The 26,183-nt window shown below is 59.9% G+C and carries 20 protein-coding genes; 10 read left to right on the top strand and 10 right to left on the bottom strand.

From position 1 onward, the window contains the following. Together VIL80_RS04490 and VIL80_RS04495 are read left to right on the top strand one after the other, a co-directional pair. On the top strand, positions 1-435 hold a 435-nt coding region (locus VIL80_RS04490; RefSeq protein ID WP_527250104.1), incomplete at its 5' end, for a 3-isopropylmalate dehydratase small subunit. A gap of 231 nt (positions 436-666) precedes the next feature. Further along, positions 667-1,833 (top strand): PI-PLC domain-containing protein, encoded by a 1,167-nt coding sequence (locus VIL80_RS04495; RefSeq protein ID WP_332034954.1) that lies wholly within the window; start codon positions 667-669, stop codon positions 1,831-1,833. 219 nt (positions 1,834-2,052) lie between these two features. Here the strand turns inward: VIL80_RS04495 and VIL80_RS04500 are convergent, their stop codons facing one another. The 4 genes from VIL80_RS04500 to VIL80_RS04515 are packed head-to-tail and all read right to left on the bottom strand — an operon-like array spanning position 2,053 to position 5,602. Further along, positions 2,053-3,726, bottom strand: a complete 1,674-nt coding sequence (locus VIL80_RS04500) for a phytoene desaturase family protein (protein ID WP_332034981.1) — start codon at positions 3,724-3,726, stop codon at positions 2,053-2,055. After that, complete coding sequence (locus VIL80_RS04505) at positions 3,687-4,493, bottom strand: ABC transporter permease (protein WP_332034955.1); 807 nt, start codon at positions 4,491-4,493, stop codon at positions 3,687-3,689. Before VIL80_RS04505 ends, VIL80_RS04500 begins: the two co-directional genes overlap by 40 nt. After that, complete coding sequence (locus VIL80_RS04510; protein ID WP_332034956.1) at positions 4,490-5,110, bottom strand: ABC transporter ATP-binding protein; 621 nt, start codon at positions 5,108-5,110, stop codon at positions 4,490-4,492. The genes VIL80_RS04505 and VIL80_RS04510 overlap by 4 nt, the downstream gene beginning before the upstream one ends. 39 nt (positions 5,111-5,149) lie before the next feature. Then, entirely contained in the window at positions 5,150-5,602 is a 453-nt protein-coding gene (locus VIL80_RS04515) for a DUF2214 family protein (protein ID WP_332034957.1), read from the bottom strand. Positions 5,603-5,793: 191 nt separating this feature from the next. Between VIL80_RS04515 and parC the strand changes: the two genes are divergently transcribed. Next, entirely contained in the window at positions 5,794-8,043 is a 2,250-nt protein-coding gene (parC, locus tag VIL80_RS04520; RefSeq protein WP_332034958.1) for a DNA topoisomerase IV subunit A, read from the top strand. An 89-nt stretch (positions 8,044-8,132) separates the two neighbouring features. Here parC and VIL80_RS04525 read toward each other — a convergent pair whose 3' ends face one another. Continuing rightward, positions 8,133-10,583, bottom strand: coding sequence for an efflux RND transporter permease subunit (locus VIL80_RS04525; protein ID WP_332034959.1), 2,451 nt, complete (start codon positions 10,581-10,583; stop codon positions 8,133-8,135). A gap of 14 nt (positions 10,584-10,597) precedes the next feature. Beyond that, on the bottom strand, positions 10,598-11,707 hold the full coding sequence (locus VIL80_RS04530; protein WP_332034960.1) for a WD40/YVTN/BNR-like repeat-containing protein: 1,110 nt from the start codon (positions 11,705-11,707) through the stop codon (positions 10,598-10,600). A gap of 275 nt (positions 11,708-11,982) precedes the next feature. Here VIL80_RS04530 and VIL80_RS04535 point away from each other — a divergent pair, with 275 nt between their 5' ends. The 6 genes from VIL80_RS04535 to VIL80_RS04560 all read left to right on the top strand — a co-directional run bounded on the left by VIL80_RS04535 (position 11,983) and on the right by VIL80_RS04560 (position 19,684). Continuing rightward, positions 11,983-13,020, top strand: coding sequence for an AraC family transcriptional regulator (locus VIL80_RS04535; protein ID WP_332034961.1), 1,038 nt, complete (start codon positions 11,983-11,985; stop codon positions 13,018-13,020). A gap of 193 nt (positions 13,021-13,213) precedes the next feature. Further along, complete coding sequence (locus tag VIL80_RS04540; RefSeq protein ID WP_332034962.1) at positions 13,214-15,070, top strand: DUF1302 domain-containing protein; 1,857 nt, start codon at positions 13,214-13,216, stop codon at positions 15,068-15,070. 12 nt (positions 15,071-15,082) lie between these two features. After that, positions 15,083-16,456, top strand: coding sequence for a DUF1329 domain-containing protein (locus VIL80_RS04545; protein ID WP_332034963.1), 1,374 nt, complete (start codon positions 15,083-15,085; stop codon positions 16,454-16,456). 166 nt (positions 16,457-16,622) lie between these two features. Further along, the gene (locus VIL80_RS04550; protein ID WP_332034964.1) at positions 16,623-17,069 is read left to right on the top strand and encodes a MarR family winged helix-turn-helix transcriptional regulator; all 447 of its coding nucleotides are present in this window, start codon (positions 16,623-16,625) and stop codon (positions 17,067-17,069) included. Beyond that, the gene (locus VIL80_RS04555; protein ID WP_332034965.1) at positions 17,066-18,145 is read left to right on the top strand and encodes an HlyD family secretion protein; all 1,080 of its coding nucleotides are present in this window, start codon (positions 17,066-17,068) and stop codon (positions 18,143-18,145) included. The genes VIL80_RS04550 and VIL80_RS04555 overlap by 4 nt, the downstream gene beginning before the upstream one ends. A gap of 15 nt (positions 18,146-18,160) precedes the next feature. After that, the gene (locus tag VIL80_RS04560) at positions 18,161-19,684 is read left to right on the top strand and encodes a DHA2 family efflux MFS transporter permease subunit (protein ID WP_332034966.1); all 1,524 of its coding nucleotides are present in this window, start codon (positions 18,161-18,163) and stop codon (positions 19,682-19,684) included. A gap of 195 nt (positions 19,685-19,879) precedes the next feature. On the opposite strand, the gene VIL80_RS04565 is transcribed toward VIL80_RS04560, so the two are convergent. The 3 genes from VIL80_RS04565 to VIL80_RS04575 form a co-directional block, all read right to left on the bottom strand. Next, positions 19,880-20,302 (bottom strand): DUF2147 domain-containing protein, encoded by a 423-nt coding sequence (locus VIL80_RS04565; protein ID WP_332034967.1) that lies wholly within the window; start codon positions 20,300-20,302, stop codon positions 19,880-19,882. Between the two features lie 146 nt (positions 20,303-20,448). Beyond that, positions 20,449-21,933, bottom strand: coding sequence for a protein adenylyltransferase SelO (locus VIL80_RS04570; RefSeq protein WP_332034968.1), 1,485 nt, complete (start codon positions 21,931-21,933; stop codon positions 20,449-20,451). Further along, on the bottom strand, positions 21,930-23,420 hold the full coding sequence (locus VIL80_RS04575) for a Ppx/GppA phosphatase family protein (RefSeq protein WP_332034969.1): 1,491 nt from the start codon (positions 23,418-23,420) through the stop codon (positions 21,930-21,932). The genes VIL80_RS04570 and VIL80_RS04575 overlap by 4 nt, the downstream gene beginning before the upstream one ends. Before the next feature lie 174 nt (positions 23,421-23,594). Here VIL80_RS04575 and ppk1 point away from each other — a divergent pair, with 174 nt between their 5' ends. Then, positions 23,595-25,643: a polyphosphate kinase 1 gene (ppk1, locus tag VIL80_RS04580; RefSeq protein ID WP_332034970.1), complete on the top strand. Its 2,049-nt coding sequence runs from the start codon at positions 23,595-23,597 to the stop codon at positions 25,641-25,643. A 25-nt stretch (positions 25,644-25,668) separates the two neighbouring features. On the opposite strand, the gene VIL80_RS04585 is transcribed toward ppk1, so the two are convergent. Next, positions 25,669-26,178, bottom strand: coding sequence for a hypothetical protein (locus VIL80_RS04585; protein WP_332034971.1), 510 nt, complete (start codon positions 26,176-26,178; stop codon positions 25,669-25,671). Positions 26,179-26,183 lie beyond the last annotated feature (5 nt).

The following is a 26,183-nucleotide window of genomic DNA, read 5'->3' on the forward strand; positions in this document are numbered from 1 at the left end:
GCCATCAGCCGCTACACCTTCTCGCGCATCGACGACACCTTCTACAAGCGGGCAAAGCAACTCGATGGCGACAGCTTCGTGATTGGCGGGGAAAACTACGGCCAGGGCTCCAGCCGCGAGCACGCCGCAATCGCGCCGCGCTATCTCGGTGTGCGCGCGGTAATTGCAGTTTCCATGGCCCGCATCCATCGCCGCAACCTGATCAACTTTGGCATCGTGCCGTTGCTGTTCCAGAAGGCAGAAGATCTGGCGCGCCTTAACCAGGGCGACTCGCTTGCGTTGGAAAATTTCCCCGGCCAACTGCAACTGGGAAGAGAGGTAGACGTGCGGCTCGCCGACGGCAAAACCCTGCAAGTGACTCATGACATGAGTGAGGAGGAAGTGGCGACTGTGCTTGCAGGTGGATTGATCAATCAGGTAAAAAAACAGATTTGAGCGGAATAAGTTGGTACATCTGCACCACTTGCGCCTTCCTTGCCATGTGACTTTTCCCATCGCAAATGGGATTCCCGCCTGAGCGCCCTGTTGGCGTATTTTATAACGTGACCCCGTTGGTTATATGTGGCTAGATTGCGTCACATCGACGCCGTGTTTGTCAAAAAATCCTGCACGAATGGCGCCTGGAGATGGGGAATCGGAAATCGTTTTTGCTCAGGGAGAGAACAAATGGAAATCAATTATTACCGGCTTGGGCCGCATCGCCGTCTGCATGAAATCATCTTCGCCGGTAGTCATGACGCCTCAATTACCTCCGGGAAAAGCCATGTGCAGACTCAGGACCTGGATATCTATGGTCAGGCGAAAGTCGGTGTGAGGCTGTTTGACCTGCGCATTCTCGCATTGGGGGACAAGCATGGCGCGTCACTGCTGGGATATCACGGTAAAGGCGAAAAAGCGAAAAAATTGCACATGCACAGTGATCATACCGGCAGGAATCACGATGTTTCTGTGAGTCCCGGGATGAAAATGGGGTCGGCCGGGTTGAAGCTTTCGAACATGCTCAATCAGGCGAAACGTTTTGTTTCGGAACCGGATACCCGAAACGAATTTCTGATATTGAAGTTCGACAAGTGTAAAAACTGGCAGTTGATCGCTGAAACCTGCATTTCCATTCTGGGAGATAAAATTTATATCAAGAATAATGAAAAGGAATTCGGGAAGTTAACCCTTGGTGAGATTGCGGGCAAAGTCATTTGTGTGTTTAGTGAGGCTGCATTTGCAGAAATGAACATCGCTTCCTTTTATCCAAAGGGTATCCTCAGTTTCCGTTCCGTGAAGGCGAACTCGGGTGAGGGTTCGGCCTATAAAGCGAATTACCCGGGTATGCAGTACTGCGGCAAGGGCGGCACCAGGTGGTGGGCCGCATGGAAGACCAATCAGGGCAAACTCAAGGAGAACTACTCCAAACAGGAAATGATGATGCTGGATATGGCCTGTGCCAATGACATCAACTCACCCAATGTACTGGGGATGATGTACTGGACCGCAACCGGTTCTACCAGCAGTATCCGCACGCGGGATGAACACCTATGGAGCCAGACCGGGGTATTCAAGATGCACGAGCTGTGGCGCAATGGCCTGGAGCAATCCATTGGCCATCAGCTGCAGCAGGAGCGCATAAAGTACCTAACCCGCGGCGGCGTCATGCGGATGAAGGCTTTCTTTCCCAATATCATCATGATCGATTTTGCCAGCTACGATAAATGCAAAACCATTTATGGCCTGAATGCGGTCAAAGACAACCTGCTGGCGGCGGCGTTCAACAAGTATGTGGAAAACAACACCGACTTTACGGTGAAGGGGAAGAAATTCGGTAGCACGGCACTGGGGTGATGGTGATTGAAATGTCCGATACCGGAAACTGAAACTTGTCTGATTTGTTTGATCATGGTCCCCGCAGTCTCCTGTCTGCGGGGACCATGTCTTTTGGGGGTAGCGAGTAAACCGTGATGGAGGGCGAGAGCAATATGCCCGGGCTTGGCGCTGATTCCTGGCCCCCGCAGGGCCCTCCGTTCGCGGCTACAGGTTTCGGTTCCTTATCGAACCGCTCTCTCAATCCTTCAAAATTTCCCGCGCCGCATTATGTCCAGGAACACCGGTAACGCCGCCCCCGGGATGGGTGCCGGAGCCGCAGATATACAATCCTTTTATGGGCGTGCGGTAATCACTCATGCCCATAAACGGCCGGTTGCTCCAGAGCTGATCCAGCCCCAGCGCACCATGGAAAATATCCCCGCCCATGAGTCCGAACTTGCGCTCCAGATCCAGCGGTGAATGAATCTGGCGCGCGATGATGGAATCGCGGAAGTTCGGCGCGTACTCGGTGACGGTGTCGATGATGGCATCGGCGGCCTGCTCGCGCTCTTCATCCCAGCTCCTGCCGTCCGGCAGCTGCGGCGCAAACTGCTGGCAGAACAGGCTGGCGACGTGTTGCCCTGCCGGTGCCAGGGAATCATCCACGGTGGATGGAATCAGGATTTCCACAATCGGTTTTTTCGACCAGCCAAACTGCTTGGCATCCAGGTAGGCCTGTTCCAGGTATTGCATGCTGGGGCCGATCACAATGCCGGACTGGTGGTGCGGTTGCAGTTCCTTGCCGGGGCGGCAGGTGAAGTCGGGCAGCTCTTTCAGGGCGACGTTCATGCGGAAGGTGCCGGAACCGACCTTGAAGCCGCGCACCCGCCGCTGGAATTCCGGGTCCAGGTGTTGTTCGTCGATCAGCTTGCCGAACAGCAGCTTCGGGCCCACGTTGGCGATCACCTTGTGCGCGCGGTGGGTGTCGCCATTGGCAAGGCGCGCACCCTTGGCCTGGCCGTTTTCAATCAATACTTCTTCCACCTCGGCACCGGTAATTACCTCGACGCCCAGTTGTTCGGCTTCTTTCAGCATGGCCTGGGTAATCGCGCCCATACCGCCGATGGCATGGCCCCATGCCCCCTTCTCGCCGTTGACCTCGCCGAATACGTGGTGGAGGAGCACATAGGCGGAGCCCGGTGTGCTGGGGCCGGCATAGTTACCGACGATGGAATCAAACGCAAAGGCGGCCTTTACATGGTCGTTTTCAAACCACGCGTCCAGCACATCGGTGGCGCTTTTGGTGAACAGGTCCAGGGTATCGCGACGCTGTGCCATGGTGAGCTTTCTGGCGCGCATGCCGAAACTGCCGGCGCGGATCAGGTCCGTGAAGCCACCGCCCACATTCGGCGGTGTGCGCAGCAGTTCCTCCCGCAGTACATCGGCCACGGTTTCCAGCATTTCATAAAAGGCGGGCAGGGCGGCGGCGTCTTTTTCCGAGAAGCGTGCAATTTCTGCCAGGGTCTCCTGCGGATTCTTATAGAACGACAGGCTGCCGTTGTTGGAGTGTGGAAAGAAATTGTTCTGCGGGCGCAGCTTAACCTTGAGGCCGTGCTTGTGCAGGTTCAGGTCCTGGATAATCTTGGGATTTAACAGGCTGACGGTATAGCTGGCAACGGAGTTGCGAAACCCGGGGTGGAACTCTTCGGTAACCGCGGCACCGCCGACGATATCCCGGCGCTCCAGGATGGTGACTTTTTTGCCAGCCTTTGCCAGGTAACAGGCGCACACCAGGCCATTGTGGCCGCCGCCAATGATCAAGCAATCGTTCATTATTATCTTCTCTACTTCACTGGTTTCTATTTTTTTTCTGGTCTCGTTTTGTTGCCGATTCAGGTGCTTCCGTCGCTGCGCAATCGGTCCAGTCGCAATCGTTCGCGTCCGTCAAATAATCTGTGTGCACAAATCGTCACCGCCGCAAACGTGCCAAAACCGGTGCCGGCGGCAATGGTGAACATAATCAGTATCTGGTATTTCACTGCCAGCGCCGGTGCCGTGCCGGCGAGTATCTGACCGGTCATCATACCCGGTAGTGAGACGATGCCGGCGGCGGCCATGGCGTTGATGATTGGGGTCAGGCCTGCACGCATGGCCTCGCGGCGGAATTCACTCAGTGCCTGTTGCGCGGTTTCCCCAAGCATCAGCCGGTTTTCGATGACAGCGCGGGAGCGTCGGGCGCTCTCCGTCAGGCGATCGAGCGCGAGGGCGATGCCGGTCATGGTGTTACCGAGCAGCATGCCCAGCAGCGGAATCGCATACTGCGGTGTATACCAGGGCGTCGGGCCGATGACGGTGGTCAGGGTCAGTACCGTAACCGCAAATGCGGAAATAAACATCGACAGGGTGCCAATGCCAAAACTCCAGCCGCCGCGCAGGCGAAATTTCTGCCGCGCGACGACTTCGCGCCCCGCCAGCAGCAACATGACCAGCCCCATCAATGCCACCCAGTGCAGACTTCCCACGGAGAACAGCGCCTCCAGTACCAGTCCCACGAGAGTGAGCTGGATGGCGGTGCGCGCGGCCGCAATCAGCAGGGATTTACCCACGCCCAGGTGTGCGAGGAAAGTACACACCGCCAGGGCAATCACCAGCGACGCCGCCAGTGCCAGCTGCCACCAGGAGAGTTCGATCACGCTCACGACGTCACCTGCCGTTCTTCGATGCCGGAGTCGACAATGCGAAAGTGGCGATCGGCCACACGCTGGATCTGGTCTTCATGGTGGGCGACCCACAGGGTAGGGATTTGCTGCTGGCGAATGTATTCGCACAGCCAGGTTTCCACGCGCTGGGTGTTGTCCTTGTCCAGGTTTGCGGTCGGCTCGTCCAGCAGCAATGCCACTGGCTTGCGGGACAGGGCTCGGGCCAGCGCGAGTCGTTGTTTTTCACCGGAGGAGAGGCGGGCAACCTGCCAGTCAAACGCTTCTGCCGGCAGGTCCAGCTGCTGCAGTGTTTGCTCCCGGAACTGGCGGTTCAAGGTTTCGGAAAAGTGCTCACCCACGGTGTCGTGCCACCAGGCACTTTCCGCCGGCACCAGCATCACCGCACTGCGCCAGCGGTGGCCGGGCAGGGTGCTCTGTTCGGTATTGCCCAGCACGACTTCGCCGGCATGGGGTTCGAGATCGGCGATGGCGCGCAGCAGCCGGGTTTTGCCGCTACCGGAAGCGCCCGACAGGCAGACGATTTCCCCGGGCGACATCGTCAGGTCGACGGCGTTTAGTTGCCCGATCGCCACGCGGTGAAGTTGCAGCTTTGCCAAGGACAGTACCGTTTTTCTAATTATTCATTGGCATCGGGATCAGTGAATAACCCCGATACCCTTTGCCATCAATGCCGCACATAGTGCCATACCCACCAGCGCGGTGAGCTCCGCATGCACGATAAGCCGCATCCGGCGCCGCTGTTGCTCCGCCAGCTGCGGTACTTGCCCCTGCTTGAGTGACTTGCGCCAGTGCAAAAATTGCACGGTCGGGTAAATGGAGAGCAGGGCGGCGATCGCAAACAGCGTGAGCTTCGCGTGAAACGCGGCATTGTGAAAATAGTAGGCCGCACCTTTCTCAAAGTAGAAAACCCGCAGAAAGCCCACGATCAACAATGCTACCGCGGCAATGCCCAGAACCCGGTCGACGATCTGCAGTTTGCGCGCGCTCTGCAGTGTCAGGGGCTGGCCAAGTACCACCAGCTGGATGGTCAGCACCGTCGTCATGGTGAGAAAAGCCAGGTGATGCAGGAAGGCAAACAGGGCGGACATTTTCTGTACATCCATTGCTAATGGGGACGGGTAGATACCTTTACTACCGGGACGGCAGGCCGGAACGGTTGTAACAGGAAATTGCCGTTATCCGCAATCTTGCGGGGGCTGGCTCCGGGCAGCCCTTTGAACCCGCCGCGTGTTCCCGCCATAATCCCCCTCTTTACGCAGAATAACGAGACTCTCGCAGTATGACCGAGCCCTCCGTCTACGACGCCTCCGAGCGCCAGCATCTTGCGGCCTACACCGAGAAGGCGTACCTGGACTACTCCATGTACGTGATTCTCGACCGCGCCCTGCCCAATATCGGCGATGGCCTGAAGCCGGTACAGCGCCGTATTGTTTATGCCATGAGCGAGCTGGGGCTGAAGAACAGCGCCAAGCACAAGAAATCTGCCCGCACTGTGGGTGACGTGATCGGTAAGTACCACCCGCACGGCGACAGCGCCGTGTACGAGGCGATGGTGCTTATGGCGCAGCCGTTCAGCTACCGCTATCCGCTGGTGGACGGCCAGGGCAACTGGGGCTCGCCGGACGATCCCAAGTCCTTCGCCGCCATGCGTTACACCGAATCTCGTATGGGCAAGTACGCCGAGGTGCTGCTCTCGGAACTGGGGCAGGGCACCGTGGACTGGCAGCCGAACTTCGACGGCACCATGGACGAGCCGTCAGTGCTGCCGGCGCGGGTACCCAACATCCTGCTGAACGGCACCACCGGTATCGCGGTGGGTATGGCCACCGACATTCTGCCGCACAACCTGCGCGAGGTGGTGAATGCCACAGTGCATATGCTGGAGAACCCCAAGGCGACGGTATCCGAGCTGTGCGAGTACATCCTCGGCCCGGATATGCCCACCGAGGCGGAGATCATCACGCCGCGCGCGGATATGCAGAAGATGTACGAGACCGGCAAGGGCTCGGTGAAGATGCGCGCAGTGTGGACCAAGGAGGATGGCGATATCGTCATCACCGCGCTGCCATACCAGGCCAGCGGCTCCAAGGTGCTGGAGCAGATCGCCGCGCAGATGCAGGCGAAAAAACTGCCGATGGTCGCCGACCTGCGGGACGAATCTGACCACGAGAATCCCACCCGCCTGGTGATCGTGCCCAAGTCCAACCGCGTGGATCTGGACCAGGTGATGAACCACCTGTTCGCCACTACCGACCTGGAGAAGAGCTACCGGGTCAACATGAACATGATCGGTATCGACGGTCGCCCGCAGGTGAAGTCTTTGGACAAGATCCTGTCCGAGTGGCTGAGCTTCCGCACGGTTACCACACGCCGGCGTCTGCAGTTCCGCCTCGACAAGGTCGAGAAGCGCCTGCACCTGTTGGCCGGTTTGTTGATCGCGTTCCTCAATATCGACGAGGTGATCGAGATCATCCGCACCCACGACGAGCCGAAGCAGGAGCTGATGCGCCGCTTCGAGCTGTCCGACGTGCAGGCGGAATACGTGCTCGAAACCAAGTTGCGCCAGTTGGCGCGACTTGAGGAAATGAAGATCCGCGGCGAGCAGGCGGAGCTGGAGAAAGAGCGCGAAACCCTCACCAAAACCCTGGAGAGCGAGCGCCGTCTCAAGACCCTGATCAAGAAAGAGCTGCTGGAAGCGGCGGACGAGTTCGGCGATGACCGCCGCGCGCCCATCGTCGAGCGCGAGGAGGCCAAGGCCTTCAGCGAAACCGACCTGCTCACCAGCGACCCGATCACCGTGGTGCTGTCCGACAAAGGCTGGATCCGCCAGGCCAAGGGTCACGATATCGATCCCACCTCGCTGAGCTACAAGGCCGGCGACAGCTTCAAGTTCGCTGCCCACGGCAAGGGCAACCAGATGGCACTGCTGCTCGACAGTACCGGGCGCAGTTACTCCATCGCCTCCCACACTCTGCCGTCGGCGCGCGGCCAGGGTGAGCCGCTGTCCGGGCGCATCAACCCGCCCTCCGGTGCCACCTTCGAAGGCCTGCTGATGGGCAACGACGACCAGAAGGTGCTGTTGGCGAGTGATGCCGGTTATGGCTTTATCGCCACCTTCGCCGACCTGCAGTCGCGCAACAAGGCCGGTAAGGCCATGCTGAGCCTGCCGCAGAACGCGCGAGTGCTGCCGCCGCAGGAAATCAAGAATCCGGACGCCGCACTGCTGGCGGCGGTGTCCAGCGAGGGCCGCATGCTGGTGTTCCCGGTGTCGGAACTGCCGGAACTGGCCAAGGGCAAGGGCAACAAGATCATCAACATCCCGTCGGCCCGTGCCGCCAGCCGCGAGGAAATCCTCGTGGGTATCGCGGTATTGGAGGGCGACGACCAACTGATCATCCACGCCGGCAAGCGCCACACCAAGATCAAGGTCTCGGAACTGGAGCACTATCAGGGCGAACGCGGCCGTCGTGGCAACAAGTTGCCGCGTGGTTTCCAGAAAGTGGATAAAGTGGAAGTGCAGAGAAAGTAGTGGAGCACCCCATTGCTGCCGGCAGATGTCAGTCTGCCGGCCAATAAAAAAGGCAGCCAATTGGCTGCCTTTTTTATTTATTCAGGTATTCAGGCCGGTTCTGCTTCTTTTTTGTTGTCCGTGGCGGCCGGTTGGCGCTGCACAGCAGCAGCGACAGTGTTGTCCTGTGCCTGCTCCAACACCGGTTTGGCTGCGAGATTGTCGATTCGCAGCAACCAGGCGATGGCCGGTACCAGCACCAGTGCGCCGAGCATGTTCCACAGGAACATGAAGGTCAGCAGCAGGCCCATATCCGCCTGGAACTTGATCGGCGAGAAGGCCCAGGTAGCCACACCGATGGCCAGGGTCACACCGGTAAACGCGACCGCCTTGCCGGTCTGATGCAGGGTGTAGGCGTAGGACTCGATCAGGTTCTTACCGTCCGCCAGCGCCTCGCGCACCTTGGTGAAAATGTAGATGCCGTAATCCACACCGATACCGACGCCGAGGGCGATCACCGGCAGGGTGGCCACCTTCACGCCGATGCCCATCAGCGCCATCAGCGCCTGGCCGAGCAGCGAGGTGAGCATCAGCGGCAGTACTACCGCCAGCACGATACGCGGCGAGCGGAAAGTTAGCAGACACAGGGCAATGACCACACCGTAAACCCAGATCAGCATCTTGATCTGCGCCTGCTGGATCACGTCGTTGGTGGCCGCTTCGATACCCGCGTTACCCGCGGCCAGCAGGAATTCCACCGAGTCCGGGGCGCGCTCGGCGTTGAACTCGCGCATCGCTGCGACTACGCGATCCAGGGTTTCTGCCTTGTGGTCGTTGAGGAACACCAGCACCGGTGCCATGGTGCACTCGGCGTTGATCAGGCCCTCCGGCGCCTTGGCAACCGAGGCGTTGGTGATGAACTGGTTGCGGTTGAGGCCGTACCATTTCAGCGAGCCCTCGTTCATGCCGAAGTTGCCGAACTTGGATACGTCCGCCACCGAGGAAACTTTCTGCACGCCGGGCACATTGCTCAGATGCGCGGAGAGCTGATCCATCCACACCAGGTTGCCATAGGCAACGCATTGTTCTGCTTCGGTCTGCGCCATCACCACAAATACGTCGGTGCTGGTGCTGTAGTTTTCCACCAGATAGGCGTTGTCGCGGTTGTAGCGGGAGTCCGGGCGCAGTTCCGGGGCACCGGCGTCGAGGTCGCCGATTTTCATGAACTGCGAGTAATAGGCACCGGCGCCGCACAGTACCAGTGCGATGGCCAGCACCGCCTTGGCCTGAGCGGGACGCGCGAAGCGGGCGAACAGGCGCTCCACCAGCGACGCCTTGTCCTGGTTGGCACGCGCATAGGCCAGGCCGCCCTTGGACACACCCACATAGCTGGCGATGATCGGCAGCGCCACCAGATTGGTGACGATAATCACCGCCACCCCGATACTCGCGGCGATCGCCAGCTCGCGGATCACGCCGATGTCGATCACCATCAGGGTGGTGAAACCGATGGCATCACTCACCAGCGCGGTGATACCGGCCAGGTACAGGGAGCGGAATGCGAGGCGCGCGGCAGTGATCTTGTCGGCGCCCTGCACGGTGTTGTGCAGCACCGCACTGATGATCTGCACCCCGTGGCTGACGCCGATAGCGAACACCAGGAACGGCACCAGCATGGAGTAGGGGTTGATGCCGTAGCCCAGCAGATTGAGCACGCCGAGCTGGCAGAACACCGCGAAAATGGAGCAGGCGAGCACCGCAAAGGTGCTGCGCAGGCAGCGGGAGTAGAGCCACAGCAGTACGAAGGTAATGACTACCGCCAGCACGAAGAACAGCACCACCTGTACGGCGCCGTCGATCAGGTCGCCGATGACCTTGGCAAACCCGACAATGCGGATCTGTACCTGGTCACTGCTGTATTTGTCGCGCACATTCTGCTCGAGGAAATCCGACAGTTCTCGGTAATCCAGCGGCTTTCCGGTTTCCGGATTCACGTCCTGCAGCGGGGCGAGAATGATCGCGGAGTGGAAGTCATTGCCCACCAGCACGCCGACCTGGCCGGACTTGAACACGTTGGCCTTGAGGCGCGCGATCATCGCTTCACTGCCGTCGTAGCCGTTGGGAATCACGGCACCGCCGACAAATCCTTCCTCGGTGACTTCCTGCCAGCGCACGTTGGGTGTCCACAGGGACTTCATGCCGTCACGGCTGACACCCGGCACATAGAACACCTCGTCGGTGACCTGCTTCAGCACTTCCTGGAATTCCGGGGTGAAGATGTCACCGTCCTTGCTCTCGACCACGATACGCACCACGTTGCCGAGGTCCGCGAGCTCCTGGCGGTAGTCCATGTAGTTGTTGATGAACTCGTGGTTGCCGGGAATCATCTTGGTGAAGCTGGCTTCGGGGCGCACCTGCAGTCCCTGCCAGGTCAGCACCATCAGCAGGGCGGCGAGTACTGCGAGTACTGCGGCGCGGTGGCCGAACACCAGAGATTCGAAAAAGGCCTCGGTCCGCGACCCATGTGCGGCGGACTGGGGTTTTGGGATTGGATTGTTCATGACTTGCCGCTACCTCAGTTCATCTTCCATGCGGTTACGCCGAATTGGCCCGCCAGAATCAGTTGTTCTCCCTGTACCGCGACCGCCGAGAAGGCGGCACCGGAGGGGTGTTTGCGTACGGTTACGGTATCCGGTTGTGCAACCGGGAAACTGGCGACGATGCCGCCGTGTCCCACCAGCACCACATTGCCCTGGGCGTCGATGGTGCCGCCGAGCAGGCTGGCGCCGGCTTCGATCTTGTGGTGCTGCCAGCTCTCGCCGCCATCCTCGGAAATGAGCACATGTCCCTGCAGGCCGAAGGCCACAAGGTTGGCTGAACCGGGCTGGGCGATAATGCCGAACAGACTGCCGTCGTAGGGCAGGTCCATGGCCTGCCAGCTGTCGCCGTTATCGCGGGATACAAAGCCGAGGCCACTTTCACCAACCACATACAGGCTGCCGTCATCGCTGCGAATGAGCGCGTTCAGGTGGAAGCGATCGGGGTTGTCGAGGCTCGCGCTTTGCAGTTCCCAGTGCTTGCCGCCGTTGTCACTGCGTAGCAGGGTGCCATAGGCACCGCAGGCAAACAGTCGCTCGCCGCCGGCGGCGACAATGCTGAGCAGGGGCTTGTTGGGGCCGGACTCCAGTTCAGCCTGAGTGTCTTCCAGGTTGAATCCGGTCTCTTCCAGTTGGAATTCCAGCTCCTCCACATCGGCATCCTGCGCAGGGTTGTCCACGGCGTCCTGGAGTTCTGCGTGGCGGCGTTCCAGCGCGGCGATTTGCAGGCGGGTCAGGTCGTATCCGTCAAAGGCCTTTTGCCACTCACCACCCGCCTCGCGGCGCAGGATGGCGGCGTCGTGGCCCACGGCTACCGCGCTGCCATCGGCAAGGGTGGCAATGGCGGTGAGGCCTACGCTCACCGGGGTCTGCAGCTGTTGCCATTGACCATCTGGCTGCCACTGCAGCATTAGGCCGCGCTCGCCGGTAAGCAGGTAGCCATCGGCGTGTGGGTACAGATTGGTGATGACATTGCGGGTGGCGTGGGTGCTCTGGGGCGCCGGTGTCTGCAGTAATTCGACGTTGGCGCTGGCGGCCAGCGCATGGGATGCCACCAGGGTCGACAGCAGAATTCGGGAAAGTCTCATAGGTCGCGTAACTGGTTATTATTCGGTCGCCTGATTATCTGGCAGCTGTTAAAGTGCCCGATATGTCATTCGCGCCAATTTGTTATCCCGTCCCGCATCTAGGCGCCCCGAAAACTGTGACCTTAATTTCTCCTGCGGTCATAGTCTTGCATGCCGAGCCCGCGGAGAATGGTAGATTAGACGCCCAATTCCGGCGAGTAATGTCAAGCCGTGTGCGGGCTCCGTTGTTAATCTCTTGCGCTGGTGACAGTTTGTCGCTGAGGTAGTTACGCAAAGTGAATATCGAACATGCGGTCATGGGGGGCTGGCTGATCCCGTTTGTGCGGATCATGCAGTCCTACCGTATCGACATCCGTGCCGCGCTGGCGGCCTGCGAAATCGACCTGGAAGAGGTGGGCAACCCCGATTCCCGGGTTACGCTCTCCAAGCTGGTGAAGTTACTCGGGTATGCCAGTGAGCTGGCGCCGGAAGACGATCTGCGGGTGCGGTTGGCGGAGAACTTTCATCCGGGGGTTCTGCATGTGCTCGGCTACGCGATGATGTCGGCGCCGACCCTGTACGACAGCCTTCAGTATGTGGTGCGTTATCGACGCATCGTATCCAGCCTCTGCAATGTGCGCCTGCAGGACGTTCCCGGCGGGTTCGAGTTCAGTATTCGCCCGGTGCGCGCAGAGCAACGGGTGGTACCGGGGCTGGGGCTGCGCGAGGCGGAAGTGTTGCTCGCGTCGCTGGTCAAATTTTCCCGGGATCTTGTGGAGCGCGACCTGAAACCGCTGTGTGTCTTCCTGGAGGCCGAAGGGCCGCAGCAGGGGAACGATCGTCTGCAGGCTTTTTTTGGTTGCGAAATCAAATACGGTCACGCCTACAACGCGGTGGTGTTCTGCCGCGAAGATGCGACCCGTGCGCTGCTCACCCACAACAGTCTGGTGGCGCGCAATCATGAGACCATGCTGGACGAGTATCTCGCCCGTGTCGACAGAAGCGATCTGGTGAACCTGATCCGCTGCAAGATCTACGATTGCCTCCCGGGCAGTACGCCGGCGCAGGCGCAGGTGGCGGATATGCTGGGTATGAGCCTGCGCAATCTGCAGCGCCGGTTGAGCGAGCAGGGCACCAGCTACAAGGATATTCTCGAGCAGACCCGCAAGCGGCTGGCGATCAAATATATTGATGAGGCGCACCTGTCGCTGGGAGAAATTGGCTATCTGGTGGGGTTTGCCTCGGTGACCAATTTTAACCGCGCGTTCAAGCGTTGGACCGGCGTCACCCCCGGCGAATACCGGGATGCGCAGGCCGCGCGGCAGGTGAACTGACGCGCCCACTCTCCTCTGCACCAGGGCAGTGCGCCGTGTTACCACTGCCCTGATCCTTTCTCTATTTACCGCAAAAAACAAAGTCTCCCGCGGCGCGAGCGGATAACAGGTTGGCGCGCTGCGCCAATGGAAGGGGATCGACCTGTCGGGCGCCCCGTGTCAATTTCTCCCCAGCAAGAATGGGAGAATACCAATGCAGATAAAAATAAAATTACCCGGTTTCAGTCGCGCTCTGCTTGCCGCAGCCATTGGCTCGGCGCTGGTGCCTGCGCAGGCGGCCGAGTTTTACTTTGGCGAGAATGAAGACATTTCACTGCGCGTCACCTCGCAGCTGGATGTGGGTGCGAGCTGGCGACTGAACGATGCGGACTCCGACTTTATCTCATTCCAGAACGGAGGCACCGGGTTCACGCCAACCACCGATGACGGCAACCTCAACTTCGCCGGTGGAGAGACCTTCTCCAAAATCATCAAGGGTGTGCACGACCTCGAATTGTCCAAGGACAATTTCGGCGTGTTCATGCGCGTCAAATACTGGTACGACAAGGAGCTGGAGGACGAGAACCGTCCCCACGGCAACAACGCCAACGACTACATGGCGGGTACGCCGCTTTCCGACGAGGGCTTCTCCGACTTCGCGAAGTTCTCCGGTGCCGCGCTGCTGGATGCCTACACCTACCTGGATACCGAAGTTGCGGAAATGCCCCTGAGCCTGCGCGTTGGTCGCCAGGTATTGAGCTGGGGTGAAAGTACCTTTATCCAGGGCGGCATCAACTCCACCAACCCGTTTGACGTGAGCGCATTCCGTCGCCCGGGCGCCGAACTCAAGGAAGGCCTGTTGCCGGTGGGCATGGGCTACTTCAATGCCGGCGTCACTGAAAACCTGAGCGTTGAGGGCTTCTACCAGTACGAGTGGGAAAAAACCCAGATCGAGGGATGTGGTACCTACTTCTCCTCCGCGGACTTCGCCGCCGACGGCTGTAACCGCGTGACCATCAGCGTACCGGACCAGACCGCCGTGGCGATGGGGCTGTTCGCGGATCGCGCGCCGGACCTGGAGCCGAAAGATGGCGGCCAGTACGGTTTCGCTGCGCGCTATTACGCCGCCGCTCTGAATGACACCGAATTCGGTGTCTACTTCATGAATATCCACTCGCGCATGCCGATGATCAATGCGGTGCGCACCGCAGTCCCGGTGACCGGCGCGACCAATCAGGACGGCAGCCCGCTGATCTTTGTGCCTGAGGCCCTGGACCCGACTGGCGGCCAGCTGTCCGCGCTGAACCCGGCCTACATGATCAGCTTCCCGGAAGACCTGAAGCTCTACGGCCTGAGTTTCTCCACCAATGTGGCCGGTGTGGCCCTGTCCGGTGAGGTGTCCTACAAGCCGGATACCCCGGTACAGATCAACGGTGCAGAACTCCTCAACGGCGCGCTGTCGGAAAGCCCGATCTTCGCCTTTACCAGCCGTGTCAACGAAGTCGGCTACGGCGAGGTGGTACAGGGTTACGACACCTTTGACCAGACCCAGGTACAGGTCACCGCAATCAAGTTTTTCGAGCGTGTACTCGGTGCATCGCGCCTGTCCCTGATCGGCGAGGTGGGTGTTTCCATGCTCGATGGCGTGGAAGACTCGGATCAGCGCTACGGCCGCAACACGGTGTTCGGTCTCGGCGACTTCGACCTGGGCAACGGAATTAACTGTACCAACCTGGTGGCCGCGGGACAGATTGCTGGCGACTGCCGTGCCGACGGCTTCGTCACCGACACCGCCTGGGGCTACCGCGCGCGCGCGGCCCTGGAATACCCCAACGCCTTCGCCGGTGTTTCCCTGAACCCGACCCTGGCCTGGTCCCACGATGTATCCGGTTACTCCGCGGAGCCCGGCCAGCAGTTCAACGAGGGAGCCAAGTCCCTTGGCCTGTCGGTCGAGGCGGTCTACAAGATGAAGTACAGCGCCACCCTGGGCTACACCGCGTTTGACGGCGGCAGTCACAACACTCTGCAAGACAAGGACTTCGTCTCCTTGAGCTTCAAACTCTCCTACTAAGAGGTAGCGGACATGAAAAAGACCATGCACAAGAAAATGACTGTGGCAGCGACGCTGCTGGTGTCCTTGATGGCCGGCAGTGCCTTCGCCAAAGTCTCTGAGCAGGAAGCGGCAAAACTGGGTGATTCCCTGACCCCGCTGGGCGCGATCAAGGCCGGCAATGCGGAGGGCACCATTCCCGCGTGGACCGGCGGCCTGGTGAGCGGTGGTGAAGTGAAAAGCGGTGACGCAGGTCGCCCGGTGAACCCCTTCCCGGATGACAAGCCGCTGTTCGAGATCACCAACGCCAACCTGGCGCAGTACAAGGACAAACTGAGCCCGGGCCAGCTTGCCCTGTTCAAGAAATACCCCGACTACCGCATGCCGGTGTACCAGACCCGCCGTACCGCCGCTTACCCGGAAAATCTGTACGACGTGGTGAAGGCAAACGCGATGAATGCGGAGCTGGTTTCCGGCGGTAACGGCATCACCAACTTTGACACGGTGATTCCGTTCCCGATGCCGCAGAGCGCGCTGGAAGTGGTGTGGAACCACATCACCCGTTACCGCGGCGGCGCGGCGGTGCGCAACACCACCGCAATTCCGGTGCAGACCGATGGCTCCTTCGTGCCGGTGAAATTTACCGACCAGCTGGTATGGCCGGAATTCCTGGCCGACGGACGCAGCGCTGATGGCGACAGCAACGTACTGTTCTACTACCTGCAGCAGATCACCGCGCCGGCGCGTCTGACCGGTACCGCGCTGCTGGTACACGAAACCCTGGACCAGGTGAAAGAAGCCCGCCGCGCCTGGGTGTACAACTCCGGCCAGCGCCGTGTGCGCCGCGCACCGAACGTGGCCTATGACGGCCCCGCGGAAGGTACCGACGGTCTGCGCACCGCGGACAACCTGGACATGTATAACGGTGCCCCGGACAAGTACGAATGGAAACTGATCGGCAAGCAGGAACTGTATGTGCCCTACAACAGTTACAAAATGCTGGATACGTCGCTGAAGTACGATCAACTGGTTGAAGCCGGTCACCTGAACCCGGAGTACCTGCGCTACGAACTGCACCGCGTGTGGGTGGTGGAAGCGACCCTGAAAGAAGGTGAGCGCCACATTTACGCCAAGCGCACCATGTATATCGACGAAGACACCTGGGGTGCCTCCGTGATCGACCACTACGACGGTCGCGGTAACCTGTGGCGTGTGGGCGAAGGCCACCAGGTCATGTTCTACGACGTGGATACCCCCTGGATGTCAGCAGAAGCCCTGCACGACCTGGACTCCGGCCGCTATCTGGTAACCGGTCTCGCCAATGAGGAGCCGAAGTTCATGGAGTGGGGCAAGAAAGCCAACCGCACCGACTTCTCCTCTTCAGCGCTGCGCCGCATCGGCCGCTGATCCAGCATCTCATCTCCTTTTCTTGGGGGCCGGCATTGCCGGCCCTTTTTTGTTTCCACGTTCTGTTTTTCCCCATCCTGGTGCTCAGTACAGGCAGATGGCTTGCCAAATTTATAAGCATGCTTACAATAAGCGCCCTCAAAAAGCGTGACATAACAGTAATTCCGTGAATAAAACCGACATCGCATCGCAGTTGGGGTTCGAGCTGCACACTGCTGCCCGCCTGCTGAAGCGCAATTTCGACCGCCGCGCCAAAACCCACGGCCTCACCCGCGCCCGCTGGCAGGTGCTCTGGATTCTGAACAAGGACCAGGGCATGAAACAGGCGGCGCTGGCCGAGCGCATGGATGTGGCGCCGATTACCTTGACCCGCCAAATAGATCTGCTGGAAGCGGAGGGCCTGGTCGAGCGCAGGCCCGATCCCCAGGACCGTCGCTGTTTTCGTATTTTTCTCACCGCCGCGTCGGCACCCGTGCTGGAAAACCTGCAGGGGCTCGCCGGGGAAACCCGTGCCCAGGCGCTCGCCGGCATCAGTGGGGAAGAGCAGCGGCAACTACTGCAATTACTGAATCGGGTGCGTGAAAACCTGAGCCGAGAGGAGACTGTGGAGTGACTGAGGTTGTGAATCAGGATGTAAAGAAAGCCAAATCCCGCCCGCTGGTTTTCGGGCTTGGTCTCGCAGTCGCCGGCGCGGTTGCCGCCTGGTGTATCTGGGGTGGCGGCAGCAGCGTGCACACCGATAACGCCTATGTGAAGGCGGACAAACTGTCCCTCGCCCTGGAGGTGAGCGGTATCGTCGCCGAGGTGCCGATCAAGGCCAACCAGCACGTCAACAAGGGCGACCTGCTGGTACAGCTGGATGACACCACTTTCCGCCTGGCGGTGGCAGAAGCCGAAGCCAATCTGGCAATGGTCAAGAATCAGGTGCACGCGCGGCAGGCGGATTACGCCGAAGCGGATGCGGAACTGCAGCAGGCGCAGACCGATGCGGAATTCTACCGCCGCCAGCTGGAGCGCAACGAAAAGCTCGGCAAGGTGGCGCTGTCGGAATCCCAGCTGGACGAATCCCGCCAGAAACTCGAGCAGGCCCGCGCAAAAATTGCCATCAACTCGGAGAAACTTGCCAGTCTGCGCGCGGAACTGGGCGGTAACTCCCAGGTGCCGCTGGAACAGCAGGCGGATGTGATGGTTGCCCAGGCCCAGCTCGACAAGGCCCGCTACCAGCTGTCGCGTACCCGTATCGTCGCGCCGGTATCCGGGGTCATCGCCAACGAAGCACCACAGGTGGGTGAACTGGCCGCCATGGGGCTGTCCGTGGTGACATTGCTCGCCACCGATGAAATGTGGATCGAGGCCAACCTCAAGGAAACCCAGCTCGAGCATGTGCATGCGGGGCAGCAGGCGGAAGTCACCGTGGATGCCTATCCCGGGGTGAAATTCCAGGCTCTTGTAGAGAGCCTGAGCGGCGCCGCCGGCAGCGAATTTGCCCTGATTCCTGCGCAGAATGCCAGCGGCAACTGGGTGAAAGTGGTGCAGCGGGTGCCGGTGCGCCTGCGCCTGCTGCCCGCGGAAGATGCCCCGGTACTGCGCGCCGGCATGAGTGCGGAAGTGGTGATCGACACCTCCGAAGACAAGAAACTGGTCTCCGCCCGCGCCGCCAATGGCGGTGACAGTCGCGTCGTACTGTAAGCGGGCGCCGCAAACATGAGTCAGATGGCAAAACCCGGTGCCCTCGCCGCGCCGGGAGTGCAGGCGAGGGCCGCCGGTGGCAGCGAGCTGCTGATCGCACTCAGCGTGATGCTGGCCACCATCATCCAGGTGCTCGACACCACCATCGCCAATGTGGCGCTGCCGCACATGCAGGGCAGCCTCGGCGCCAGCAGCGACCAGATCACCTGGGTGCTCACGTCCTACATCGTCGCCGCCGCCATCATGACCGCACCGGTGGGCTATCTCGCCCAGCGCTTTGGACGGCGCCAGCTGTTCCTGTGGTCGGTGGGCGGCTTCACCGTCACCTCCATGCTCTGCGGCCAGGCCAGCAGCCTGAATGAAATGATCCTGTGGCGGTTGCTGCAGGGCGTGTTCGGCGCGTCGCTGGTGCCGCTGTCCCAGGCCACGCTGCTCGACACCTACCCCAAGGAAAAGCACGCATCCGCAATGGGCATCTGGGGCGTTGGCGTGATGATCGGCCCAATCCTCGGGCCAACCCTGGGCGGCTGGCTGACCGAGTACTACTCCTGGCGCTGGGTGTTCTACATCAACCTGCCGTTTGGCATCCTCTCCATGCTCGGGATCTACTTCTATGTACCCGAGACCGAAACCCGCAAGCTGCGCTTCGATGCCTTCGGCTTCGCCATGCTGGCGCTGGCGGTGGGTGCCCTGCAGATGCTGCTGGACCGAGGCGAGCAGGTCGAATGGTTCGAGGCGCTGGAAATCCAGCTCTATGCCATCGCCGCGGCACTGGGCCTGTACCTGTTTGTGATGCACTCACGTACCACCAGCAATCCGTTTCTGTCGCCGGAGCTGTTCCGCGACAAGAACTATGCGTCCGGTGTGGTGTTTATCTTTGTGGTGGGCATCACCCTGCTCGCCACCATGGCCCTGCTGCCGTCCTTCCTGCAGCAGTGGAAGGGCTACCCAGTGGTGACCACCGGCCTGATCCTGATGCCGCGAGGCATCGGTACCATGATCTCCATGATGCTGGTGAGCAAGCTGATGAAGCACTTCGATGCGCGCGCACTAATCCTGCTGGGCATGGGACTGATCTCTTTATCCCTGTGGGATATGACCGGCTTCAGCCTGCAGGTGAGCCAGCACGACCTGATCGTGAGCGGCATTGTGCAGGGGCTGGGGCTCGGCTTGGTGTTCGTACCCATCTCCACTTTGGCCTATGCCACCCTGGAGCCGCGCCTGCGCGGCGAAGCCACCGCACTGTTCAGCCTGTCGCGCAACCTCGGCAGCAGTATCGGCGTGTCCATTGTGATGGCGGCGCTGACGCGCAACCTGTGGATAAACCAGCAGCAGCTGGGCGAGCGAGTACAGATCCCACCGGGAATGAATATACCGTCGCCAGATCAGCTGGGAGCGCTACCGGCAGAGCTGATGACCACCATTACCCAGCAGGCGGCAGAGATCGCGTATGTGAACGATTTCCAGATGCTGATGTGGATCAATATTGCGGCGATGCCGCTGGTGCTGTTGCTATCTAATCCGGATAGGAAAAGCTAGCAGGCTTCGTAATTGAGCAGGTGTACAGAACTTTGAATCGAAGGGCTGGTACAGGGGCGTGGGGTTTCGGAAGCGTCGGCGACAGGGACGTCGCCGACGCAGTGTACAGGGATGTATTTAAGGGGGGCGCCTAGCCCGGTTCCGAAACCCCACGCCCCTGTTCCAGACCGCCAATAATCTTGAGAGAGACTTGAGTTAATTAGCCGGATACCACGTCTGGGTACGGTAGAAGAATCCGAGATAGCCCCGCACCATCAGGTTGCCACCTTCTTCCCACATCTTGCAGTCGTATACCTTGCCCTTTACCGGGTCCAGAATCTGGCCGCCCTCGTAAACATCACCGGTCTTCACCATATTGGTGATGATATCCATGCCGACGAGCTTCTGACCCTTCTTGTCACCGGGGCAGGCATCGCACACGGTGTCGTCCGGCTTCATCAGCAGATCCACAATACGGCCGTAATATTTGCCGCCCTTCTCATAGATCTCCACGATCGACTTCGCCTGCCCGGTTTCATCGTCGATGGTTTTCCAGCGCCCCACCACATCGGCAACGGCGAGTTGGGTAAAGAGCAGGCTGGCCAGTGTGAGCAGCAGAGTTCTGGTAAGGGTCGTCATGGCTGTATCCATCGCTGAAATTAAGAAGTGACCATACCTCAAGTGGCGGTCAAATTCTGTTTCATGGTTCCAAGTTGAGTGTAGCCGCTGGCCAGGGGCGCGCATGTGGCCGTGTCATGGCCCATCCATTGGTGTTCGAGCAAAACTCACGATGAGCAACTGATCGGAAGGTGTTTGCCGGACTCCGGCGGCGCAGCCGCCCAGCTTTCAAATCCGGGATGCTCCGCAAATGGCGACTGCAGCAAAGCAAAAATGACTTCCAGCGGTTGGAAATCCCCGGCCTCCGCCGCCTCAATCACCCGCTGCGCCAGATAATTCCGCAACACAAACTTGGGGTTTGTGCACAACATATCGCGGCTGCGCTCCTCCGCAGAACGGCTCTCCTTGTGCAACCGCTGGTCGTAGTGCGCAAGCCAGCTCCCCAGCGCCGCATGCTGCGAAGGAGAAACAAGTTCCTCCAGTGACGTAGCCGGCCGCTCTCCGCAATAGCGACTCAATGCGCGGAAAAACAGCGAGTAATCCACCCGCCCGGATTCCAGCAACTGCATCAGGTCCGCACACAACTGCTGGTCGCCCTCGTCCTCCAACGCGAGCCCAAGCTTGCGCCGCATCATTCCGGAGTAGAACTCAATCAACAGCGGCTGATACTGCCCCAGGCAATCCTTCAGTGTCTCGACATCCAGCAGTGAAGAAAACGCGTGGGCCAGCGCGTTCAGGTTCCACAGCACCACGCCCGGTTGCGCATCAAACGCGTAGCGTCCGGTGTGGTCCGAGTGGTTGCAGATAAATCCGGGTTCATAGTCATCCAGGAAACCGTAGGGACCAAAATCAAACGAATCCCCGATAATCGACATATTGTCCGTGTTCAACACCCCGTGCGCGAAACCCACCGACTGCCAGCCGGCCACCAGCTCCGCACTGCGTTTCACGGTAAACCGCAACAGTGCCTCCGCCTGCACCTGTACCGGCTCATCGGCAACCTCCGGCAGAAACTGCGCGCACACAAAGTCCACCAGTTTGTGTTGTGCTTCCAGCTGGCGGGTGTAGAACAAATATTCAAAATGTCCGAAACGCACATGCGAGCGCGCCACACGGATCAGCGCCGCACCGGTTTCCAGTTTCTCCCGCGCCACCGGCTCCTGGCTTCCCACCATGCACAGCGCACGGGTGCTGCGAATGCCCAGCGCCGTCAGCGCCTCACCGGCGAGATATTCGCGGATGGTGGAGCGCAGCACCGCGCGGCCGTCGCCAAAGCGTGAGTAGGGCGTCTGCCCCGCGCCCTTCAAATGCAGGTCCCAGCGTTTGCCGCCGTGCTCGATTTCCCCCAACAACAGCGCGCGCCCGTCACCGAGTTCAGGGTTGTAGCTGCCGAATTGGTGCCCGGTGTATTTCATGGAAAATGGCACACTGCCATGGAACAGTTTTGTGCCGCTGCCGAGCAGCGCCCAGTCCGGGTTATTGACCTCCCGCGGATCAATCCCCAGCAGCTCCATCACCGCCGGATTGACGTGAATGGTGTGCGGGTTCTGCAGCGGGGTGGGCGGCAGCGGGGTGCCAAACACCGGGCCGAGATCGGCGTAGTGATGCTGCAGCTTCAGCTGGTCGAGGGAATGAAAATCGGGATTGCTCACGAGGTGCTCAGGGTCAGTTTGATGTTCTTTTCGGCCCAGCATTCTACTTCCAGTTCCAGCAGGTCCTCGATGGCCGGGTACTGGTACAGCCACTGCTCTGGAATCTCCAGCTGATAACCGGGGCCGTCGGCGGCAAGCACCAGACCATCGATGTCGCGATCCACGTGGTCCCGGTGCACGATGCAGGCGAGGCGCAGGCACAGCAGCAGATCATTGTTGGGATGGAAGCCGTAGTGCTCCTGAATTGCCTTGATATCGCCGCGCTGGTTGCGCACCAGATAGGACAGGTTTTCCTGTTCGCTACGGCTGAAGCCCGCCATGTCGGCGTGCTCGATCATATAGGCGCCCAGCTTGCGGAAGCTACTGTGGGAGAGCGCCAGGCCGATTTCGTGCAGGTCGGCGGCCCAGCGCAACATGCGACGCTGGCTCATCGGTGAATGCGGGTTCAGCTGCGCGAAGAATTGCAGCGCGGTACTGGCCACCCGGGTGGCCTGCTCGCGGTCGATTTCTCCGCGCTCTACCAGGGTGTTGACGGTGTCCGCACGCCGGTCGCCGCCGTGGGCGCGTCCGGCCAGGTCGTGGACAATACCCTCGCGGATCGCATACGGGGAAACGTGCATGACCTCGATGTCCAGTTCTCGAAAAATTCCGTGCAGAATTGCGAGACCGGAGGCGAACACCGGCCGGCGTTCCGGATCCAGGTATGGCAGGTTTATCGCGTCCACGGTTTTGCAATCCGCCACCTTGTCCGCGAGCTTGTCCAGGTCGTTGCGATGGATGGGCAGCAGTTCGCCATCGTTCAGGATTCGCGCCACCGACTTGATGGTGCCGGAGGCACCGATCACCACCGCATCGTCGGCGATATGCCGCAGCTCCTGCAGCTCGGCCTGGGCTGCGCGGCGGGCGCGCACAAAATTGTTGCGCTTGCCGGCGTCGATCTTGCCGCTGTCAAAAAAACGGCGGTTGAACGCCACGCAACCCATATTCACGCTTTGCAGCTGGCGCGGGCTGTCCATACCGCGCACCAGTTCGGTGGAACCGCCGCCGATATCCACTACACAGCGCAACCGCGGCGGGCCCTCGGCTGCGGCCATTACCCCGGAAAAAATAAGCCGGGCCTCTTCCACCCCGGAAATGATCTCGATGGGGGCACCGAGAATGCCCTCCGCCGCCTCCAGAAAACCATCCGCCTGAGTGCTGGCGAGGCGCAGGGTATTGGTCCCCACCACCCGCACATTGTCCGCGGGCAGATCCTGAATCACCGGCGCGAAACGCCGCAATGCTTCCAGCGCCCGCTCCGCCACCTCGGGTGCCAGGTTGCGCTCGCTGTCGAGGCCCTCGGCCAGCCGGACCATCGCGCGGTCGGTGTGCAGGCGCACCATGCGTTGTTCACGGAATTCTGCTAACAATAAGTGGAAGCTGTTGGAACCCAGGTCCAGCGCCGCATAGCGTTCGTGGTTGGAATCGGCGTTGTTGTCACTTGTCATGTTTTTTCTTGTCAAATACCTGAAACAAAAATGTAGCAAACTGCGCAGCCATCAGTTTGCCACCAGCGTGTCCATATAAACTTGAAAACCATAGAAACGGCATTGCCATTCGGCTTTATGTCCAATGATGACGCGGGGAGTAGCGAAAGTCTCCCCGAAAAAACACCAGAGAGTATGGCAAAAGACATCCCCCTGTACCCCAAAGAGCTCAGCTGGCTCGCGTTCAACGCCCGGGTACTGCAGGAGGTGGAAGACGAGAGCGTGCCCATTATCGAACGGGTACGCTTTCTTGGCATCTTTTCCAACAATCTCGACGAATTTTACCGCGTGCGCGTGGCGGACGTGCGGCGCCTGGCCACCTTTGCCAAGGGCAGCGCACAGAAAGATCAGTTTGGTGAACTGCTGGGGAACATCAATGAAAAGGTGTTGCGCCTGCAGGCGCGCTTTGGCAACGCCTATGGCAAGGTGCTGAAAGACCTTGGGCGCAACAATATCCACCTGATCAGTGAGCGCCAGCTTACCGATAACCAGCGCGCGTACGTGGAGGAGTTCTTTCACCGCGAAGTGTTGCCGGAGCTCGAACCCTTCTTTATCGACGACCGCGAAACAATGCCGCTATTGAACGAAGCGAGCATTTACTTCGGGATTTATCTCGAACTTGAAGACGGCAGCCTGCGCTTTGCCGCGCTGGAAATTCCCACGGATATCCTGCCGCGCTTTATCGCCATTCCCCACCGGGAGAAGAAAAGCGAAAAAGTGTATATCGTGCTGGACAATGTGATCCGCGCCTGCCTGGTGGACGTGTTCCGCTACGTGATGCCCATAAACAAGGCATCCGCCTACACCTTCAAGATCAGCCGCGATGCGGAGCTGGAGCTCGGCGAGCACGTTACCCAGAACATTGTCGACCGGGTGGCGAAGTCACTGAAAAAACGCAAGCAGGCGGAACCGGTGCGGCTGGTGTACGACTCCACCATGCCGGAGGCGCTGCTACAGCTGATCAAGAAAAAGCTCAAGATGGGCAGCTACGACAGCTTCACCCCCGGTGGCCGTTACCACAATTCAAAAGACTTCATGAGTTTTCCGGCGGACAGCCGGCAGCACACCTATCGCAGAATCAAGCCGCTGCCCACCCTGCCGGACAGTGCGAATATTTTTGCCTGGTTACGCGAGCGCGACCGTCTGTGCTACTACCCGTATCACGACTTCCGCGTGATCACCAAGCTGCTTGCTTCCGCGGCCATCGACCCCAAGGTGCGGGAGATTCGCATCAATCTGTACCGGGTGGCAAAAAACTCCCGGGTGGTGGCAGCACTGGTCAACGCCGTGCGCAACCAGAAGCAGGTGACCGCGGTAGTGGAACTGCAGGCGCGCTTTGACGAGCAGGCCAACCTGCACTGGTCCAGTGAGCTGAGCGATGCGGGCGTGGAGGTCATCTACGGTGTGCCGGGCCTCAAGGTGCACTGCAAGCTGATGTCGATCGTGCGTGAAGAAGACGGCCGCGACCGCTACTACAGCCACTTCGGTACCGGTAACTTCAACGAAAGCACGGCGCGCTTTTATTGCGACTTCAGCCTGCTCACCAGCGACAGCAAGCTTGGCGAAGACGCCTACCGGGTATTCGACTTTATCAAGCAGACCCACCTGCTGCCGGACTACCACCATATCTGGGTTTCCCCGCACTCCAATCGCCCGAACCTGCTCGCTGCCATCGACCGCGAAATCTCTGCGGCGGTCGCCGGCAGGCCGGCGGATATCTTTATCAAGTGCAACAACCTGGTGGACTCGGAGGTGATCGAGCGCCTGTATCGCGCCGGTGAGGCCGGCGTGCGGGTGCGCGTCATCGTGCGCAGCATGTGCGCGCTGGTATGTCAGACAAAAGGTATTTCTGAAAATATCGAAGTGATCAGCCTGGTGGACAAGTTCCTTGAGCACGCCCGCGTATACGCCTTCCACAACCATGGCGAGCCGCAGGTATATCTGTCTTCCGCCGACCTGATGACCCGCAACCTGGACCACCGGGTGGAGGTTACTTTCCCGCTGTTGTCGGCGGAACATCGAAAAACGGTGCTGGATATTCTCGAGTTGCAGTGGCAGGACAACCAGAAGGCGCGGCTGATGGATGCTGACCAGAGCAACAGCCTGATCGCCAATCGCAACAGTACGCGCAATGTGCGTTCACAGGATGCGATTTACCGGTATCTCAAAAAACGGGAAGTTTGACCGCAGTGTTGCCACAGCGTAAAAATCAGTTTTTGCTAAACCCCACCAGAGTCCCATTGTCGAAGGAAAAGCGGTAACCCTCGCCGACCTTCAGGCGCTCCTTGCAGCGGGACTCGATGGTGATGCGCGGAAACTGGGGGGTGACCACCCAGGTGGTAAAATCGTCCTCTGGACCGCGCTTGATCAGCCAGTAATAGTCACCGTGCTGACAGGCGCCTCGCTCCATACAGTTGTCATAGCCCCACACAAAGGCCTGAACATCGTACTTCGCCGGCAGGTTGGCGGCGGGCTGGAAGGGTTGTCTGGGGTTGTCGGTGAATTGGTAGAGATCGTCAAACTTCAGCAGGGTGTAGCCCTTGGCGCGGACCTCACAGCTGGCGGCATGCAGTGCCACGCCGGCGGCGGCTTCCGGCGGCTTCGACTTGTCGGTCTTGGGTTTGCCGTCCATTTCACTGGGCAGGTAACCACAGCCCGTCATGGTCACGCTGCATAGCGCCACACCGACGCACAGGGCGCCACAGCCGAAATACCGCACTTCCA

It is taken from the genome of Microbulbifer sp. (assembly GCF_036563125.1).
In the GTDB taxonomy this organism is placed as follows: domain Bacteria; phylum Pseudomonadota; class Gammaproteobacteria; order Pseudomonadales; family Cellvibrionaceae; genus Microbulbifer.

Bases quoted from the DNA above. Each gene is read 5' to 3' on its own strand.
- VIL80_RS04530 (WP_332034960.1), bottom strand. From the start codon at position 11,707: ATGAGACTTTCCCGAATTCTGCTGTCGACCCTGGTGGCATCCCATGCG.
- VIL80_RS04575 (WP_332034969.1), bottom strand. From the start codon at position 23,420: ATGACAAGTGACAACAACGCCGATTCCAACCACGAACGCTATGCGGCG.
- VIL80_RS04560 (WP_332034966.1), top strand. From the start codon at position 18,161: ATGAGTCAGATGGCAAAACCCGGTGCCCTCGCCGCGCCGGGAGTGCAG.
- VIL80_RS04525 (WP_332034959.1), bottom strand. From the start codon at position 10,583: ATGAACAATCCAATCCCAAAACCCCAGTCCGCCGCACATGGGTCGCGG.
- VIL80_RS04495 (WP_332034954.1), top strand. From the start codon at position 667: ATGGAAATCAATTATTACCGGCTTGGGCCGCATCGCCGTCTGCATGAA.
- VIL80_RS04545 (WP_332034963.1), top strand. From the start codon at position 15,083: ATGAAAAAGACCATGCACAAGAAAATGACTGTGGCAGCGACGCTGCTG.
- ppk1 (WP_332034970.1), top strand. From the start codon at position 23,595: ATGGCAAAAGACATCCCCCTGTACCCCAAAGAGCTCAGCTGGCTCGCG.
- VIL80_RS04515 (WP_332034957.1), bottom strand. From the start codon at position 5,602: ATGTCCGCCCTGTTTGCCTTCCTGCATCACCTGGCTTTTCTCACCATG.
- VIL80_RS04540 (WP_332034962.1), top strand. From the start codon at position 13,214: ATGCAGATAAAAATAAAATTACCCGGTTTCAGTCGCGCTCTGCTTGCC.
- VIL80_RS04565 (WP_332034967.1), bottom strand. From the start codon at position 20,302: ATGACGACCCTTACCAGAACTCTGCTGCTCACACTGGCCAGCCTGCTC.
- parC (WP_332034958.1), top strand. From the start codon at position 5,794: ATGACCGAGCCCTCCGTCTACGACGCCTCCGAGCGCCAGCATCTTGCG.